Raw genomic sequence first — 15732 nt, forward strand, 5'->3', positions numbered from 1 at the left:
GTCGCATGCGCTTTGCTTATGCGACCTACGAACCGGCGTAGGTCGCATAAGGGCGAAGCCTGCATGCAACAAGTCCGCTTACAGCCCTTCCAGCTCGGTAATGAAACTGTCGAGCAGGCCCAGGCCCTTGTTCCAGAAGGACGGGTCCTTCAGGTTCAGGCCGAACGGGGCCAGCAGGTCGGTATGGTGCAAGGTCCCCGCCGCCGACAGCATTTCCATATACTTGTCCGCGAATTCCGCCCCCTGGCCCTTGGCCGCCGCCTCCTGATAGGCCGCATACAGGCTGTTCACCAAGCAGTCGCCGAAGGCATAGGCGTAGACATAGAAGGGCGAGTGAACGAAATGGCCGATATAGGTCCAGTAGGGCCGGTAGCTGTCTTCCCAGCGGAAGGCGGGGCCCAGGCTTTCGGTCTGCACCTCCATCCAGATATCGGCAATCCGCTCGGCTGACAGCTCGCCCTCACGCCGTTCCGTGTGCAGCTTGCGTTCGAACTGATAAAAGGCGATCTGGCGGACGACGGTGTTGATCATGTCCTCCACCTTGCCCGCCAGCAGCGCCTTGCGCTTCTTCGGGTCGGTGGTGGCGTCCAGCAGGCCGCGGAAGGTCAGCATCTCCCCGAATACCGAGGCGGTTTCAGCCAATGTCAGCGGTGTGGATGCCTGCAAATGACCCTGTTCGCGGCACAGATACTGATGCACGCCATGGCCCAGCTCATGGGCCAGGGTCATCACATCGCGCGTGCGGCCCATATAGTTCAGCAGCAGGTAAGGATGTGCGGACGGCACCACCGGGTGCGCGAAGGCACCTGGATTTTTGCCGGGACGCGGCGGCACGTCGATCCAGGGATTGTCGAAGAAGTGCTGCCCGATCTCCGCCATCCTGGGGCTGAAGCGGGCATAGGCATCGCGCACGATGCGCTTGGCGTCGGCCCACGGGATCTTGCGGTCATCATCGCCGGGCAGGGGCGCGTTACGGTCCCAATAGTCCAGCTTATCCTGACCAAACCACTTGGCCTTCAGTGCATAGTAACGATGGGACAGGCGGGGGTAGGCGGCGCGCACCGAGGACAGCAGCGCGTCCACCACCTCATCCTCCACCTGATTGGCCAGGTTGCGGGATGACCAGGGGTTGGCGTAGCTGCGCCAGCGATCCTCGATCTCCTTGTCCTTGATCAGGGTATTCATGATGTGGGCGAAGGTGCGCTGGTTCTTCCCCAGCACCTCGCCCAGCACTTGGGCCGCTTCCCGGCGGACGGCGGCATCCGTGGAGGAAAGCAGGTTGAGGGCCTGGGCAGACGTCAGCTCATCCCCCCGGATGGGGAAGCGCAGGTCGGCCAGATGTTCATCGAACAGCCGGGTCCAGGCGGCACGCCCCGCCACATATTTCTCATGCAGCAGCTTTTCCAGCTCGTCCGCCAGCTGATGCGGGCGGAAGATCCGGGTATCGCGCAGGAAGGGGCGATAGGCGGCAAGCGCCGGGCTGGCCAGCTTGGCCTCCAGGGCCGCATCCTCAAGCCGGTTGATCTCCAGCGTGAAGAACAGCAGATGGACGGAAATGCCCGTCACCCGCTCGCTCATCCCCTGATAGAAGCGGCCAATATTGGGATCGGCCATGTTGGAGGCATAGAGCAGGCCCGCGAAGGACATGACCTTCGACAGAACCTCATCCAGCTTCTCATAATCGGCAACGGCCTGGGCCAGTTCGGCCCCGCTCAACCCCGCCAGCTTGCCCTGGTACCGTTCGGCAAAGGCGGCGGCATCGGCGTCGGCCTGGGTCAGGTCGGCGGCCAGCGCCGGGCAGTCGGGGCCGGCATACAGGTCGGACAGGTCCCAGGCGGGCAATTCGCCCAGGTCGGCATGGTTCAGGCTGTCGGGCACGATACCCCCTCCGGCATTGTAATCTCACGATTGCATATGGCACGGGGGCAGCGGCAGTTCAATCGGACGGGCGATCCCCCCGTCCGTCATATCGGGTGCAAAAGGTCAGGCCGCCGATATGGCAGCAGCGACCGGACCGCAATCATTGCTGGCGATCCGGCCCGCCGTGACGCGGACAATGCGCAGCACATCCTCCGGCATCACCCCGTCACGATCCATCAGCAACAGGGCGATGGGATCGGACAGAAGCTCACCAAGGCTGGCCTCGCCAAGCAGGGTGTCATCAAGCATCAAATCATTGTTTTCCATAGGCGTCCTCCTGTCCGGGCCCCTTGAGGGCCTGCATACGCGGTTCCACGAGGCAACGATGTGATCATGCGCCGGTTCCATGACATTTCAATGGCGGGATGATCAATTTCACCCATCCTATCCATTTGCGCGGCGGGGCGCCGTGATGGCGGTCACGCAACCTATGAAAAGGTCTATGGCTTCGGGTGAAGGGTGCTGCCCCTCCCCCGCTGATCCGGCCCATGCAACGCCGTGCAACACAAAATAAGGGGGTGTTTCGCGGATACAGGAACTGAACTCCGAAAGCCGGTGGCTTCGAATTGCGGGCGTGGATTGGATGTTGATGGCGGGAGAATAGCAGAAAGGGCATGCGGTGTCAGCAGATAGCCCCCCCAAGCCCATGAAAAAAGGCCGCCCCGGTTGCCCGGCGGCGGCCTTTTCCAAAGCGAGGGCTTGCCCCCTTACTGGTTCATGCTGTCGAAGAAATCGTTGTTGGTCTTCGACTGCTTCAGCTTGTCGACCAGGAACTCGACCGCGTCCTGCGGACCCATCGGATTCAGGATGCGGCGCAGGATCCACATCTTGGCCATCGCACCCTTGTCGACCAGCAGATCTTCCTTGCGGGTACCCGACTTCTGGATGTCGAGTGCCGGGAAGATGCGCTTGTCGGACAGCTTGCGGTCCAGGACAATCTCGCTGTTACCGGTGCCCTTGAACTCTTCGAAGATCACTTCGTCCATGCGGCTGCCGGTGTCGATCAGGGCGGTGGCGATGATGGTCAGCGATCCGCCTTCCTCGATGTTACGGGCAGCACCGAAGAAGCGCTTGGGCCGCTGCAGCGCGTTGGCGTCCACACCACCGGTCAGCACCTTGCCCGACGAGGGAACGACGGTGTTATAGGCGCGGCCCAGGCGGGTGATGCTGTCCAGCAGGATGACGACGTCGCGCTTGTGCTCCACCAGACGCTTGGCCTTTTCCAGGACCATTTCCGTCACCTGCACATGGCGGGTGGCGGGTTCGTCGAAGGTTGAGGACACGACCTCGCCCCGCACGGAGCGGGCCATGTCGGTCACTTCTTCCGGACGCTCATCGATCAGCAGGACGATCAGATAGACTTCCGGGTGATTGGTGGCGATGGAATGGGCGATGTTCTGCAGCATCACCGTCTTACCGGTGCGCGGCGGCGCCACGATCAGGGCGCGCTGGCCCTTGCCCAGGGGAGCGACAAGGTCGATGACGCGGGTGGTCATGTCCTTGCGGCCCTTGCCGGTATTATCGACCTCCACCTCCAACTTCAGCCGTTCATCCGGGTAAAGCGGGGTCAGGTTGTCGAAATTGATGCGGTGGCGCACCTTGTCCGGATGGTCGAAATTGATCGTGTTGACCTTCAGCAGCGCGAAATAGCGCTCCCCATCCTTGGGCGCCCGGATCTGGCCTTCCACCGTGTCGCCGGTGCGCAGGCCGAAGCGCTTCACCTGGGACGGGGAGATATAGATATCGTCGGGGCCGGGCAGATAGTTGGCTTCGGGTGAGCGCAGGAAGCCGAACCCGTCGGGCAGCACCTCCAGCACGCCTTCGCCATAGATCGGCACGTCATTGTCGGCCAGCTGCTTCAGGATGGCGAACATCATGTCCTGCTTGCGCAGGGTGCCGGCATTCTCGATCTGCAGCTCTTCGGCAAAGGCGAGCAGCTCGGCGGGGGTTTTGGCCTTGAGTTCCTGGAGATTCATCGGATCTGGCTGTCGGTCGGCCGTGGGGCCGGTTGCGGGAACGGGGGCGGCACCCCCATGGATGCGCCCCGATTGGGGCGGGATCACGGCCAAGGTTCGGCGACGGAATCGGAACCAGGGGCCGGAAGCACGGGACTTCGCTTTGGACGAATGACCTGAAAAGGGAGGGGGGCGGCGGGTGAAGCGGCAGGGATGGTCGGGAAACCAACCCCGGTAATGGCCATTGTCGAAGGCGGTCCGGGTAGAACCTGCTTTCGGCGATTCGCGCCGGCCTACCCTGCGGCAGTCCGGAAAAACGGGGATATGCCAAGACACCCCGGCGAACGGCATTACCTTTCACCTGCTCAAACCGTTATCCCAGCCGAGCGACCAAGTCAAAACAAAACAGCAAGGGCCGTTTGCCATACCTCTGCGGCTCAAGGTCATAGGCAAAGGGCACCTATTGCGGTGGTGGCCCAAACAGGGGGCTATGCGCAATCGTCCGTTGCTGTAATATTGAGCCGTTAACGTGAACTCCTTGGGCAGAAAAACATGCGCCTGCTGATTGCCGACGATCATGACCTTCTGCGTGATGCCCTGCGCTCGCATTTCGAGCGTGAGGCGCCTGGCACTTTCGTCCAGGGCGTGGGTACGGTTAGCGAGGCGTTGAAGGTCCTGGATGACGGGGCGCCGTTCGACATCCTGCTGCTGGACCTGCGCATGCCCGGCATGAACGGGCTGAACGGTCTTGTCCGCCTGCGCGAACGCTACCCGTCACTGAAGATCGCCCTGATGTCGGGCGAGGCCAAGAACGAGGATATCCGTCTGGCCATGGCCCATGGCGCCGTGGGCTTCCTGCCCAAGACGCTGCCGGGTTCCATCCTGTTGCAGGCTGTGCAGCGGATGGCGGCGGGCGAAACCTTCATGCCCGACAATCTGGCCGAAAGCGCCATGGCGTCGGACGGCAACGCGCTCAACAGCACCTTCACACGGCGCGAGCGTGAGGTGCTGGACTTCCTGCTGAAGGGCCAGTCCAACAAGGAGATTGCCCGCGCGCTGGACCTGGAGGAAGTGACGGTGAAGCTGCATATCCGGGGCCTGTGCCGCAAGCTGGGCGCCAAGAACCGTACGCAGGCCGCCATGCGCGCCGTGGAGCTGGGCCTTGCCCGCTGATGACGCGCAAACCCCTGCGCTGGAGGCCAATGGCCTGCCGCGCGGGCTGCGCCATGACCTTGTCAACGCGCTGAACGCCCTGCTGGGCTTTGCCTCCTTCCTGGAGGCCGACCTGCCCGACGGGCCGCAGCGTGATTTTGCCCGCCAGATCCAGAAGGCAGGCCGTCAGGCCATGGAATTGGCCGAACGCATCCCGTCCAGCCGGCGTGAGGCGGCGGTGCGGGTGCTGATGGTGTCGGCATCAGAAGACGCAGATGCTTTGATCCTGGAACTGGACGGGTACGGGTGCGAGGTGACGCTGGTCCCAACCCCGTCACGCGCCGTGCAAGTGCTGCGCAAGGCCGCCAGTTCCTGGGATGTGATCCTGGCCGACCAGCCGGGCCCCGCCGATCATGCCGGCCTGGCCGCCGCCGCCGACGGCATGGTGATCGTGCCGCGCGATGCCGAAAGCACGGCAACTACCCTGGCCGTTGCCCTGCGTGGTGCGGGCCGGCGCGGTTAAAGCTGTTTTCCGCATGCGTGCCGAAGTTGGCGCTATAACCTTCCGGTGTGAAATAGGCACTGTCCCGGCCTGTGCATTCATGCGACTCTCAACCCGATGCACAGGGGTGATGGCCGCTGTCATCATTCCTGTCGCGACCCTCCATCGGGTATCCGCATGTCCGTCAAACCCTGTACCCTCGCCCTGTCCGCTCTGCTGGTGGCCGGCCCTGCCTTTGCGGGTCCCTGCACCCTTCCCCGGATTGATGGCGGTATCCAGAGCGGCCATGCCGACCGCATCGACAGCGACCGCAATGCTCTGTTGAGCTATGAGGCCTGTCTGGCGGAGCAGGAGGAGCTGGAGACGGCCTTCAACAATCCCGCTGCCGGTCGCACCGCCCTACAGAGGGAAGCCGCCGCCAATCTGCGCCGGACCCTGGACGCCTGGCAACGCACCCGCCGCGCCGCCGATGCCACGCCGGTGGATAAGAAGGGGTCGTAGGCTTTCTCAATTGTTCCCTCAGGCGCCGGGCGCCGCCGTATGGACGGTCAGAAAGCTTAACCGGCCATATCAGGCCAGCAGCTTCTCCATCGCCTTCTTCACCGCCGGGTCCAGGGGCGGCGGCGCCACGTCCACAGCGGCCGCCAGGGCATCCACGACATGGCGCAGTACCGCCACGCGGGCATGCCATTTGGCATCGGCGGGCACAGCGACCCAGGGGGCCTGATCCGTGCTGGTGCGCGCGAACATCTCGTCGATCGCCTCCTCATACGCAGGCCGCCGGTCGCGGTTGCGCAGATCCTCCGCCGTCAGTTTCCAGCGCTTATAGGGATTGTTCAGCCGCTCCTTGAACCGGTCCAGCTGTTCGTCTGGCGACAGGTGCATGAACAGCTTGACGATGCGCACGCCATCATCGGTCAAAAGCCGTTCGAACTCGTTGATCTCATCATAGGCGCGTTGCCATTCGTGGGGCTTGGCGAAACCTTCGACCCGTTCCACCAGCACGCGCCCATACCAAGACCGGTCGAAAATGGCGAAGGTGCCGGGTTCGGGCAGGCGTTGCCAGAAGCGCCACAAATAGTGCCGCCCCTGTTCGGCCGGTGTCGGGGCCGCAATGGGCCAGACATGGGCGCCACGCGGATCCAGGTTTTCCGTCAGGCGGCGAATGGCCCCGCCCTTGCCGGCAGCGTCCCAGCCCTCGAACACGATCACGGCCCGGCGCTTGCCATGCCAGTAGGCCTGCTGCACATGCAGGATCTTCTCCTGCAGTTTTTCCAATTCCTTTTGATAGGCCCCCTTGTCGGCATAGCGGTGTGCCTTCATGTCAAGCTCAGCCAGACGGGGAACGGGTTTGTGTGCGGCGTGCATGGCGTGTCCGGTGATGGGTGCGGAAGGGCAGTGTAAACGAGCCTTTCATACCGCCGCCAGCCCTGGGCTGACATGATCCGCGACAATTTCGGCGAAGATGACGGTTCATTGTAACGGAAATGTTTCGCCTCTTGTCAGGTACGGCGCGATGCCCGACCCATGACGGTTCGGACAATCCCTCAATAAGAATTAAGGGGACAGGCAGTGAAAGCGGTGTTGAAGAACGGGGCTTCGGCCCTGATCCTGGCCATGGCAGGCACATGCATGCCGATGATGGCGCAGGCAGCGGACGCGCCCATGCAGGTGGCGCAGGCGGAGACCAAGGTGACCAGCGACAATCCCTTCTTTCATCCCTGGAACACGCGGTTCGGCGTTCCGCCCTATGACGCCATCAAGCCGGAGCATTTCAAGCCGGCCTATGAGAAGGCGATGGCCGACCATCTGGCGGAGATCAAGGCGATCACCGACAATAAGGACGCCCCCACCTTCGCCAACACCATCGACGCCCTGGAAAAGAGCGGCAACATGCTGGGCAATGTGTCCCGCGTGTTCAGCAGCCTGACCGCGTCCAACACCAATGATCAGCTCCAGAAGATCCAGCGCGAAATGGCGCCGGTCATGGCGGCGCATGGCAATGCCATCAACCTGAATGCCGCCCTGTTCGCGCGCATCGATACGCTGTACGCCAAGCGCGACAGCCTGAAACTGTCCAAGGAACAGGCCCGCGTCCTTGAGCGCTATTACATCGATTTCGTGCGCGCTGGCGCCAAGCTGGAGGGCAAGGACCGCGACCGGATGGCCGCCATCCTGCAGCGCCTGGCCGTTCTGTCCACACAGTTCAGTCAGAATGTCCTGGCCGACGAGAAGGAATACAAACTGGTCCTGACCAGCGAGGAAGAGCTGGTCGGCCTGCCGGAATTCGTGCGCGCCGCCGCCGCCCAGGCCGCCAAGGAGCGCGGGGACGAGGGCAAGTATGTCATCACCCTGTCGCGTTCCTCGATCGAACCGTTCCTGACCTTCTCCGCCAACCGGGCTTTGCGGGAAAAGGCCTGGAAGGCCTGGACCGCGCGCGGTGACAATGGCGATGCCCAGGACAACAACGCCGCCATCAAGGAGATCGTGCAGCTGCGGATCGAGCGCGCGAACCTGCTGGGCTACAAGACCTTTGCCGAATACAAGCTGGCCGACACGATGGCCAAGAATCCGCAGGCCGTCAGCGATCTGCTGCTCCAGGTCTGGGAACCGGCCAAGGTGCGCGCGGCGGAGGAAAAGGACGATCTGGCCAAGATGGCGGCCAGCGAGGGCCAGAATATCCAGATCGAACCCTGGGACTGGTATTACTACGCCGAGAAGGTGCGCAAGGCGAAGTACGACCTGAACGAGGAAGAGATCAAGCCGTACTTCCAGCTGACCAAGATGATGGAAGCGGTGTTCTTCACGGCCAATCAGCTGTTCGGCGTGACCTTCACCGAGTTGAAGGACGTGCCCCGCTATCACCCCGACGTGAAGGTGTATGAGGTCAAGGACAAGAAGGGCCAGCACGTCGCCGTCTTCTACAGCGACAATTTCGCCCGGCCGTCCAAGCGTTCCGGTGCCTGGATGTCGTCGCTGCGTGAGCAGGAAAAGCTGTCGGGCAAGGTGACGCCCATCGTCATGAACAACAACAATTTCGCGAAGGGGGCCGAAGGCCAGCCGACGCTGCTGTCGTTCGACGATGCCAGCACCCTGTTCCATGAATTTGGCCATGGCCTGCATGGCATGCTGTCGGATGTCACCTATCCGCAGCTGTCGGGCACGTCGGTGCTGCGCGACTTTGTGGAATTCCCCAGCCAGATCCTGGAACATTGGATCGAGCAGCCGGAGATTCTGCAGCGCTTCGCCGTCCATTACAAGACGGGTGAGCCGATACCCAAGGCCCTGCTGGACAAGATCCTGGCGGCCCAGACCTTCAACCAGGGCTTTGCCACCGTCTCCTACACCTCGTCCGCCCTGGTCGATCTGGCCTATCACAGCCTGACCGACGCCAAGGACCTGGACCCGGACAAGTTCGAGCGCGATGAGCTGGCCAAGCTGGGCATGCCGAAGGAAATCGTCATGCGCCACCGCAGCCCGCACTTCACGCACGTCTTCTCCGGCGACGGCTATTCCGCCGGCTATTACAGCTATATGTGGGCCGAAGTGCTGGATGCCGACGGGTTCGACGCCTTCAAGGAAGCCGGCAACATCTTCGATCCGAAGCTGGCCCAGAAGCTGTATCAGGAAGTGTACAGCGCCGGTGGGTCCAAGGACCCGATGGAGGCCTATGTCGCCTTCCGCGGCCGCGCCCCCAAGGTTGACGCGCTGCTGCGCAACCGGGGCCTGCTGGGCACCGGTTCCCGCGTGAACTGAGGACCGTAAGGTGAAAGCCCCCGCCGGATCGCTCCGGCGGGGGTTTTTACTTACCCGCCGACTGTGGTGGTCAGCGTCTGGTCCCCGCGCCGGACGGCGATGGTCCAGCGGCGGACCTGTCCGGCCAGGGCGGCATCCAGGTCGCCCACCCGTTTCACCTCGGTATTGTTGACCGACAGGACCACATCGCCGGGGCGCAGGCCCAGCGACGCCGCGGGCGATCCGCGCCCGACCTCCAGCACGACCACACCGCTGTCGGCCCCGTCAAAGCGCAGTTCCTCCACTAGGGCCGGGTTCAGGTTGGCAACCTTGGCCCCCGTTAGGGGCGTGCGACCGGCCAGCGTGGTTTCCTGGCGCGGCGGATCCTCCGGCGGGCCGATCAGGCGCAAGGACAGGTTCTGTTCCCGGCCATTGCGCAGAACGGTGACATTGGTGGTGCCGCCCACACCCAACGTCGCCACGCGGTAGCGCATGCTGTCCGGATCATCCACGGCCTTGCCATTGACGGCGGTGACCACGTCGCCGACCTTCAGCCCCGCCTGATCCGCCGGCCCGCCCTTACGCACCTGATTGATCAGGACACCGGCAGGCCGCGTCAGGCCCAGGGAGGCGGCGATGTCGCTGGTCACCGGCTGCCCGCCGGCACCGATCCAGGGGCGGACCAGCTTGCCGCCATTGCGCACGGCATCGACGACCGTGCGCACCATGTTGGCCGGAATGGCAAAGCCGATGCCGATAGACCCGCCCGACCGGCTGTAGATCGCGGTATTGATCCCCACCAGCCGCCCATCCATGCTGACCAGCGCGCCGCCGGAATTGCCGGGATTGATGGCGGCATCGGTCTGGATGAAGAAATTATAGTCGGAAATGCCGACGGCGGTGCGGGCCACGGCAGAGACGATGCCGCTGGTGACCGTCTGGCCCACCCCGAACGGGTTGCCGATAGCCAGGACCAGATCGCCCACTTCCAGATTGTCGCTGTCATGCATCTCCAGCACGGGCAGCTTTTCCTTGCCCGGATCGATGCGCAGGACGGCCAGATCGACCTGTTCGTCCGTGGTCACCAGCCGGGCCGCAAATTCGCGCCGGTCGGACAGGACGACCGTGATCTCGTCACTGTCCTTGATGACATGGGCATTGGTGACGATCAGACCATCGGCCCCCAGGATCACGCCCGAACCCAGGCTGCTTTCCACCCGTTCGCGCGGAATGCCCGACAGGGCGTCACCGAAGAAGCGCTGGAACAGCGGGTCCTGCAACAGGGGGGAGATGCGCTGCTGCACCCGCCGCTTGGTGTAGATATTCACCACGGCGGGGCCGGCCTGTTTCACCAGGGGCGCGAAGGACAGGGTGATATCGGCCCGGCTGACCGGCACGGCACGGTCCTGCGCCAGCACGGGCAAGGGGGCCGCCAGCAGCACGCCCGCCAAGCAGGAGATGACAAGCTTCTTCATCGGATACCGACTCCAGGAGGCGGAAGCGGGGGTCAGCAGCGGGCCTGGCAGCTTTGCAATTCGGCCTTGCAGGTCGCCCCCATACCATAGTCGGTGCGACCGACCTGCGAGGTGTTGCCGGGGCTGGCCGACTGCTGGTCCATGCAGATATTGTTGTCGCGGTTGCATTGCGCAAGGCAGGCCCGGCGCGGGTCCAGACCTTCTCGCGACTCACGCTGGGCAGGCGCGGCCATGCAGCCGGCAAGGCTGGAAAGCGCCAGCAGGGCGGCGGCGATACGGCGGGCGTTTTTCATGGCATGCAACATCCAAGGGGGAAACCTGCCGCGCATCCTAGGCCGATCACCGGGAATGGCAATGGGATGCTTGTCGCGGGATGGGTTAAGAGCAGCTTGCGGTTACCGGAAGCTGCTCCGGCGGCGACTGCCGCCGCGCCGCTCGTGCGGCGTAAGCCAAGCTGCGGATGCAGCGCCGGCGATTGAGGAAAACAAAAGCGTAGAGCGTGTTTCCGCTCGGCGGAAATGTGCTCTACGTCACCGCCTCCGGCCTCAACCCCGGCGAACCGCCGCCCACCGCCTCCGCCGCCTGGATCAGGTCGCGCACACGGGTGCTGACGGGGGCGGACAGGCCGTGGCGGGCCGCCAGCGCGATCACGGCGCCTTGCAACTGGTCGATCTCCGTCGGGCGGCGGCGTTCCAGATCCTCCCACATGGAGGACCGGGCCAGCGGATCAATGGACAGCATCCGCCTTGCCAGCACCCGGAATAGTGGGTCGGGCAGGCGCAGGATGTGGGGCAGCAGGCGGGGCGACACGGCGCCCAGCGTGGCCGGGCGGATGCCCGCACGCCGCAACGCCGCCAGCCCCTCCAATTGCTGTGCCGCCAGCAGCCGGCGCCAGGGACGCGCGGAGAGTTGTTCGGCCAGCGGCAGGCCCGACAGGGCGTTCAGCGCATTGTTCAGGTTGATCAGCAGCTTGCCCCACAGCACCCCATCCATGTCGGCGCTTTCAGCCACGGGCAGGCCCGGCACGTCCAGTTCCTGACGAAGACCGTAGAAGCCGGCGGCGATCAGGATGGTGCCGCCGGTGCCGCGATGGATGCGGCCATCGGGCAGTTGCACGATGTTGAAGGGCACCATGCCGGCCACCACCCGTCCGGGTCCCAGCCTATCAGCCAGGATGCCGGCATTGCCGACCCCGTTCTGCAAGCTGATGACCCAGGCATCGGGTGGGGCATGGGTGGCGATCAGGTCGGCCATGGCGGCCGTATCGGCGCATTTGACGGTAACCAGGATCAGGCCGGCATCTTCCATGGCCGCCGCCGGATCGGTATCCAGCCGCAAGCAGGGGCCGGGCAGCGCCTTCCGGTCCAGCCCGTCCAGATCACTGACCCGCAGGCCGCGTGCCCGCACCCGTTCCATCAGGGCCGGACGCCCAAGCAGGGTGACGGAACGCCCCTCCAGGGCCAGACAGCCACCGGCATAGGCACCGACACTGCCGGCGCCCGCGATTAGAATACGCCGCCCCTGCCCCATCCCGGATCAGCCCTGATGCGCCGGCAGGCCCAGGGCGCCGGGGCCGCCGATACCGTCAGCCACCAGCCGTTCCACCTGTGCCTCCACGTCCTTGCGCAGGCCCAGGGCGAAATAGGCCTCGGCCACCAGAAACAGCGGGGCCACGAAGATTTGCAGCAGATTGGCCGTCAGGGCCGGCTTGTTGCCCTCAAACTTGTGGCCAAGCAACTGCACCGCCCAGCCGCCGACGAAGGTGACGGCCCCGATGATGGCCGCCGTCTGTGCCGGCAGGGTGGCGACATGGTCGGCCAGCATCAGGAACGGCACCGACAAGGCCGCCAATGTGCCGCCGATCATGGGGTCAAGATAGACATAATAAGCCGCCAACACCGCCATCAGGATCAGCGCCACGCTAACCTGCATTCCGCCCAGCGGCACCGGGATATAGGACAGGCCAAGCATCACCGCGAACACGATGGTCGGCACGCCGAAATAATGCGTCAGCCGGTTATGAGGGTGCCGGTGATAGGCCGAATAGAAAGCCATGCTGCGTGCCAGCCGCCCGACATTGTCCGTCTGTGCCATCCGATCCTCCCGCTGTGTGTTTATAAAAACAGACCGATTGGTTTGTTTTTACATCGGCCCGGCTTTTGTGGCAATGATGAAAACGGAAAAAGTTGAAGCGGGTGAAGGAACGTGGCGGAGCAGGCAAAGCCGGAACGGCGCAGCCAGGCGGCACGGCGCGAGGAGATGCGGGAGCGGCTGGCGGCGGCCACGCTGGACGCGCTGGCCGACCATGGCAATGCCGGGGCCTCGCTGTCGGTGATCCTGGAACGGGCCGGCGTCTCACGCGGGGCCTGGGCCCATCATTTCGAGACCAAGGCGGAGATGCTGGCGCTCGCGGCAGAGGGGTTGCTGCTGGGCGCCGTCGCGTCGGCCCGCGCCCTGGGACCGGCGGAGACGCCGGACCCTTCCCTGCCGCTGGAGGACAGGCTGTCCGCCATGATCGAGGCGGCCTGGACCCGGTTCTATACGGGCCGCCACCGCGACCTGCTGTTCGAGGTGGCGATGGCGGCGCGCACCGATACCGAACTGCGTGCCCGCCTAGCCCCGATCTTTTCCGGCTTCCTGGCCGCCATCGGCAGCAACTGGGGCCTGTCGCTGCGCCCCGACGCGGACGATGTAACGGAAATGGCCGACCTGATGGTGCTGACCATCTATATGCTGCGCGGCATGGCCATGCAGGAACTGGCCGCCGGCCCCGCTCCGGGGCATGAGGCCCTGCGCCGGCTCTGGGTGCGGATGCTGGCGGGGTGGGTGGGGCGGTACGGTGGACCTTGACAAATTCGTACCAAAAGCCGCGTTGCATGGAGTGCAGAGATGACAGAGATCGTCGCCGCCGCCATATGGCCCGACAAGGACGAAAATGAGACCTGCTTCACGCTGTTCAAACCAGAGAAGAGCAACGCACATCCGAATGCTTGGATGTGTCGATACACTGTCACCTCGTCAGTCACACATGTCGATCACCGGATGTATGGTGTCGACACGCTTCAAGCGCTGGCCCACGCGATGATGATCATAGACGTGCATGCCAAGCGCCTTGGAATTGACCTTCATCTGTTCGACAAAGAGCGCGAAGCTGAATAGAGGTCGAACTGAGCCTCTGGCAGGTTTACCGCACCACCGACAGGTACCGCGACAGGTGGAGGTTGCGGATATTGTCCTGCCAGCCGCTGACGCGGGCCGATACCATGTGGGTGGTGACATAGGTATAGATGGGGATCACGGGATGGTCAGCCAGCATCAGGGCCTCGGCCCGTTGCAGCAACTGCCGCCGCGCCGCCGGGTCCACCTCTGACGCGGCGGCGCGGACAAGGCGGTCATAGTCGGGATTGGCATAGCCGCTGTGGTTCTGACCCTTCACATCCGACAGGAACAGGGACAGGAAGGAATAGGCGTCGTTATAATCACCGATCCAGCCGGCGCGCACCAGATCCTGGAATTTGCCCTCGGCCCGCGACTGCAACACCACCTTCCATTCCTGGTTGGTCATCTTGACCCGGATGCCCAGTTTCTGCCGCCACATGCTGTCCAGCGCGATGGCGATCTTGCGGTGGTTCTCCGAGGTGTTGAACAGGATCTCCACCTCCAGCGGCTTGCCCCCCGGACCATATCCCGCTTTGGCCAGCAACTCCTTGGCCTTGGCGTCGCGCTGTGCCTGGGTCCAGCGGGCCCATTCCGGCAGGGGGGCCACGTAATTCTCCGTCCCCGGCGGGGTAACGGTGTAGGCCGGGATTTCACCGGCCTGGGTGATCTTGTCCACGATCAACTGCCGGTCGATGGCCAGCGACAGGGCGGCCCGCAGGTCGGGGTTCGACTTCCACGGTTCATTGCGCAGGTTGAAACAGAACCAGTAGGTGGAGAAGAAGGGTGCCAGCCGTAGGTCGGCGGGCATGTTCTGCCGCACCCAGGCGATCTGCCCATCCGGCAGATCATAGGTGACGTCCAACTCCCCCGCCCGGAAGCGCTTCAATTCGGATTCGCGGTTTTCCGTGGGATAGAAGTAGACGGCATCCAGCACGACCGTGGAAGCGGCATGGAAATGCGGGTTGCGCACCAGCTTCACATGCCCCTGCGGCACCGCCTCGTCCAGCATGAAGGCGCCGTTGGAGACAAGGTTGCCGGGCTTGATGAAATCATCCCCGAACCGTTTCACATTGGCCTGTGACACGGCATAGGTGGAATGGTGCTGCAGGGAAGATATGAAATAGGAGGTCGGTGCCTCCAACGTGACGCGCAGGGTCAGGTCATCAACCGCCTCCACGCCCATGGCAGTCGGCGGCATCTCCCCCTTCGACACGGCCTCTGCGTTCTTCACGGGCCACAGGAAGAAGGCATAGCGGGAACGGGTGGCGGGCGAGACCAGCCGCCGCCAGGAGAAGACGAAGTCCGACGCTGTCACCTTCGTCCCGTCCGACCATTTACCATTGGGCCGCAGCTTGAAAATATAGGTCAGTCGGTCATCGCTGATGGTCCAGGAAAGGGCGGCACCGGGAATGATGCGCCCCTGCGCATCTGCCGTGACCAGCCCTTCGAACAGGTCCATCTCGATCCAGCTTTCGCCCTCGCCGGTCGATTTATGCGGGTCCAGCGTTTCCGGCTCCGACCCGTTGCCACGGTGCAGCACCATCTCTGCCCGCGCCGGCACCACCAGAAGGGTGACCAGCAACAGCAGGCAGGACACGCACGTCGCCAGGAACCGCACCGGACATTCTCCATTCCACCAAAGGGCCGAAACCCAGGATAGACGGCCCCGGAATGCGGGCAAGAAAAAACCCCGACCGTTGGTGCGGTCGGGGTTTCGCGGGGTGACGTGAAGCTGTTTCCGGTTAACCGGAAGCAGCTTCGGCGGCGACTGCCGCCGCGCCGCTCGTGCGGCGTAGCCAAGCTGCGGATGCAGCGCCGGCGATTGAGGGACACG

The 15732-nt window shown here is 63.9% G+C and carries 15 protein-coding genes; 6 read left to right on the plus strand and 9 right to left on the minus strand.

The features are described 5' to 3' along the window. Window positions 1-78 precede the first annotated feature (78 nt). The 3 genes from ACT6Q8_RS22780 to rho form a co-directional block, all read right to left on the minus strand. Window positions 79-1878 carry a M3 family oligoendopeptidase gene (locus ACT6Q8_RS22780; RefSeq protein ID WP_444734862.1) on the minus strand — a complete coding sequence of 600 codons (1800 nt, stop codon included), beginning with the start codon at window positions 1876-1878 and terminating at the stop codon, window positions 79-81. Window positions 1879-1983: 105 nt separating this feature from the next. Next, on the minus strand, window positions 1984-2187 hold the full coding sequence (locus tag ACT6Q8_RS22785) for a hypothetical protein (protein WP_054168489.1): 204 nt from the start codon (window positions 2185-2187) through the stop codon (window positions 1984-1986). Between the two features lie 440 nt (window positions 2188-2627). Next, on the minus strand, window positions 2628-3896 hold the full coding sequence (gene rho, locus ACT6Q8_RS22790) for a transcription termination factor Rho (protein WP_054168533.1): 1269 nt from the start codon (window positions 3894-3896) through the stop codon (window positions 2628-2630). A 531-nt stretch (window positions 3897-4427) separates the two neighbouring features. Here rho and ACT6Q8_RS22795 point away from each other — a divergent pair. From ACT6Q8_RS22795 to ACT6Q8_RS22805, 3 genes are all read left to right on the plus strand, one after another. Beyond that, complete coding sequence (locus ACT6Q8_RS22795; RefSeq protein ID WP_054168488.1) at window positions 4428-5048, plus strand: response regulator; 621 nt, start codon at window positions 4428-4430, stop codon at window positions 5046-5048. Next, window positions 5038-5550, plus strand: a complete 513-nt coding sequence (locus ACT6Q8_RS22800) for a hypothetical protein (RefSeq protein WP_054168487.1) — start codon at window positions 5038-5040, stop codon at window positions 5548-5550. Before ACT6Q8_RS22795 ends, ACT6Q8_RS22800 begins: the two co-directional genes overlap by 11 nt. A gap of 156 nt (window positions 5551-5706) precedes the next feature. Next, window positions 5707-6030, plus strand: a complete 324-nt coding sequence (locus tag ACT6Q8_RS22805) for a hypothetical protein (RefSeq protein WP_444734860.1) — start codon at window positions 5707-5709, stop codon at window positions 6028-6030. 69 nt (window positions 6031-6099) lie between these two features. Here ACT6Q8_RS22805 and ACT6Q8_RS22810 read toward each other — a convergent pair whose 3' ends face one another. After that, complete coding sequence (locus ACT6Q8_RS22810; RefSeq protein ID WP_444739428.1) at window positions 6100-6852, minus strand: polyphosphate kinase 2 family protein; 753 nt, start codon at window positions 6850-6852, stop codon at window positions 6100-6102. Between the two features lie 261 nt (window positions 6853-7113). Here ACT6Q8_RS22810 and ACT6Q8_RS22815 point away from each other — a divergent pair, with 261 nt between their 5' ends. Then, window positions 7114-9285 (plus strand): M3 family metallopeptidase, encoded by a 2172-nt coding sequence (locus tag ACT6Q8_RS22815; protein ID WP_444739429.1) that lies wholly within the window; start codon window positions 7114-7116, stop codon window positions 9283-9285. Window positions 9286-9335: 50 nt separating this feature from the next. On the opposite strand, the gene ACT6Q8_RS22820 is transcribed toward ACT6Q8_RS22815, so the two are convergent. The 4 genes from ACT6Q8_RS22820 to ACT6Q8_RS22835 all read right to left on the minus strand — a co-directional run bounded on the left by ACT6Q8_RS22820 (window position 9336) and on the right by ACT6Q8_RS22835 (window position 12833). Then, window positions 9336-10739 (minus strand): DegQ family serine endoprotease, encoded by a 1404-nt coding sequence (locus ACT6Q8_RS22820; protein WP_444734857.1) that lies wholly within the window; start codon window positions 10737-10739, stop codon window positions 9336-9338. 32 nt (window positions 10740-10771) lie between these two features. Continuing rightward, window positions 10772-11032 (minus strand): hypothetical protein, encoded by a 261-nt coding sequence (locus ACT6Q8_RS22825; RefSeq protein WP_102112934.1) that lies wholly within the window; start codon window positions 11030-11032, stop codon window positions 10772-10774. Between the two features lie 232 nt (window positions 11033-11264). Beyond that, on the minus strand, window positions 11265-12269 hold the full coding sequence (locus ACT6Q8_RS22830) for a 2-dehydropantoate 2-reductase (protein ID WP_444734856.1): 1005 nt from the start codon (window positions 12267-12269) through the stop codon (window positions 11265-11267). A gap of 6 nt (window positions 12270-12275) precedes the next feature. After that, complete coding sequence (locus tag ACT6Q8_RS22835; protein ID WP_444734855.1) at window positions 12276-12833, minus strand: Mpo1 family 2-hydroxy fatty acid dioxygenase; 558 nt, start codon at window positions 12831-12833, stop codon at window positions 12276-12278. 111 nt (window positions 12834-12944) lie between these two features. Here ACT6Q8_RS22835 and ACT6Q8_RS22840 point away from each other — a divergent pair, with 111 nt between their 5' ends. Both ACT6Q8_RS22840 and ACT6Q8_RS22845 read left to right on the plus strand, forming a co-directional pair. Further along, on the plus strand, window positions 12945-13589 hold the full coding sequence (locus ACT6Q8_RS22840) for a TetR/AcrR family transcriptional regulator (RefSeq protein WP_054168480.1): 645 nt from the start codon (window positions 12945-12947) through the stop codon (window positions 13587-13589). 39 nt (window positions 13590-13628) lie between these two features. Further along, the gene (locus tag ACT6Q8_RS22845; RefSeq protein ID WP_054168479.1) at window positions 13629-13898 is read left to right on the plus strand and encodes a DUF6968 family protein; all 270 of its coding nucleotides are present in this window, start codon (window positions 13629-13631) and stop codon (window positions 13896-13898) included. Window positions 13899-13923: 25 nt separating this feature from the next. Here the strand turns inward: ACT6Q8_RS22845 and ACT6Q8_RS22850 are convergent, their stop codons facing one another. After that, entirely contained in the window at window positions 13924-15516 is a 1593-nt protein-coding gene (locus tag ACT6Q8_RS22850) for a peptide ABC transporter substrate-binding protein (RefSeq protein WP_444734854.1), read from the minus strand. Window positions 15517-15732 lie beyond the last annotated feature (216 nt).

Origin of the sequence: Niveispirillum sp., assembly GCF_052437035.1 — a bacterium.
GTDB lineage: Bacteria > Pseudomonadota > Alphaproteobacteria > Azospirillales > Azospirillaceae > Niveispirillum.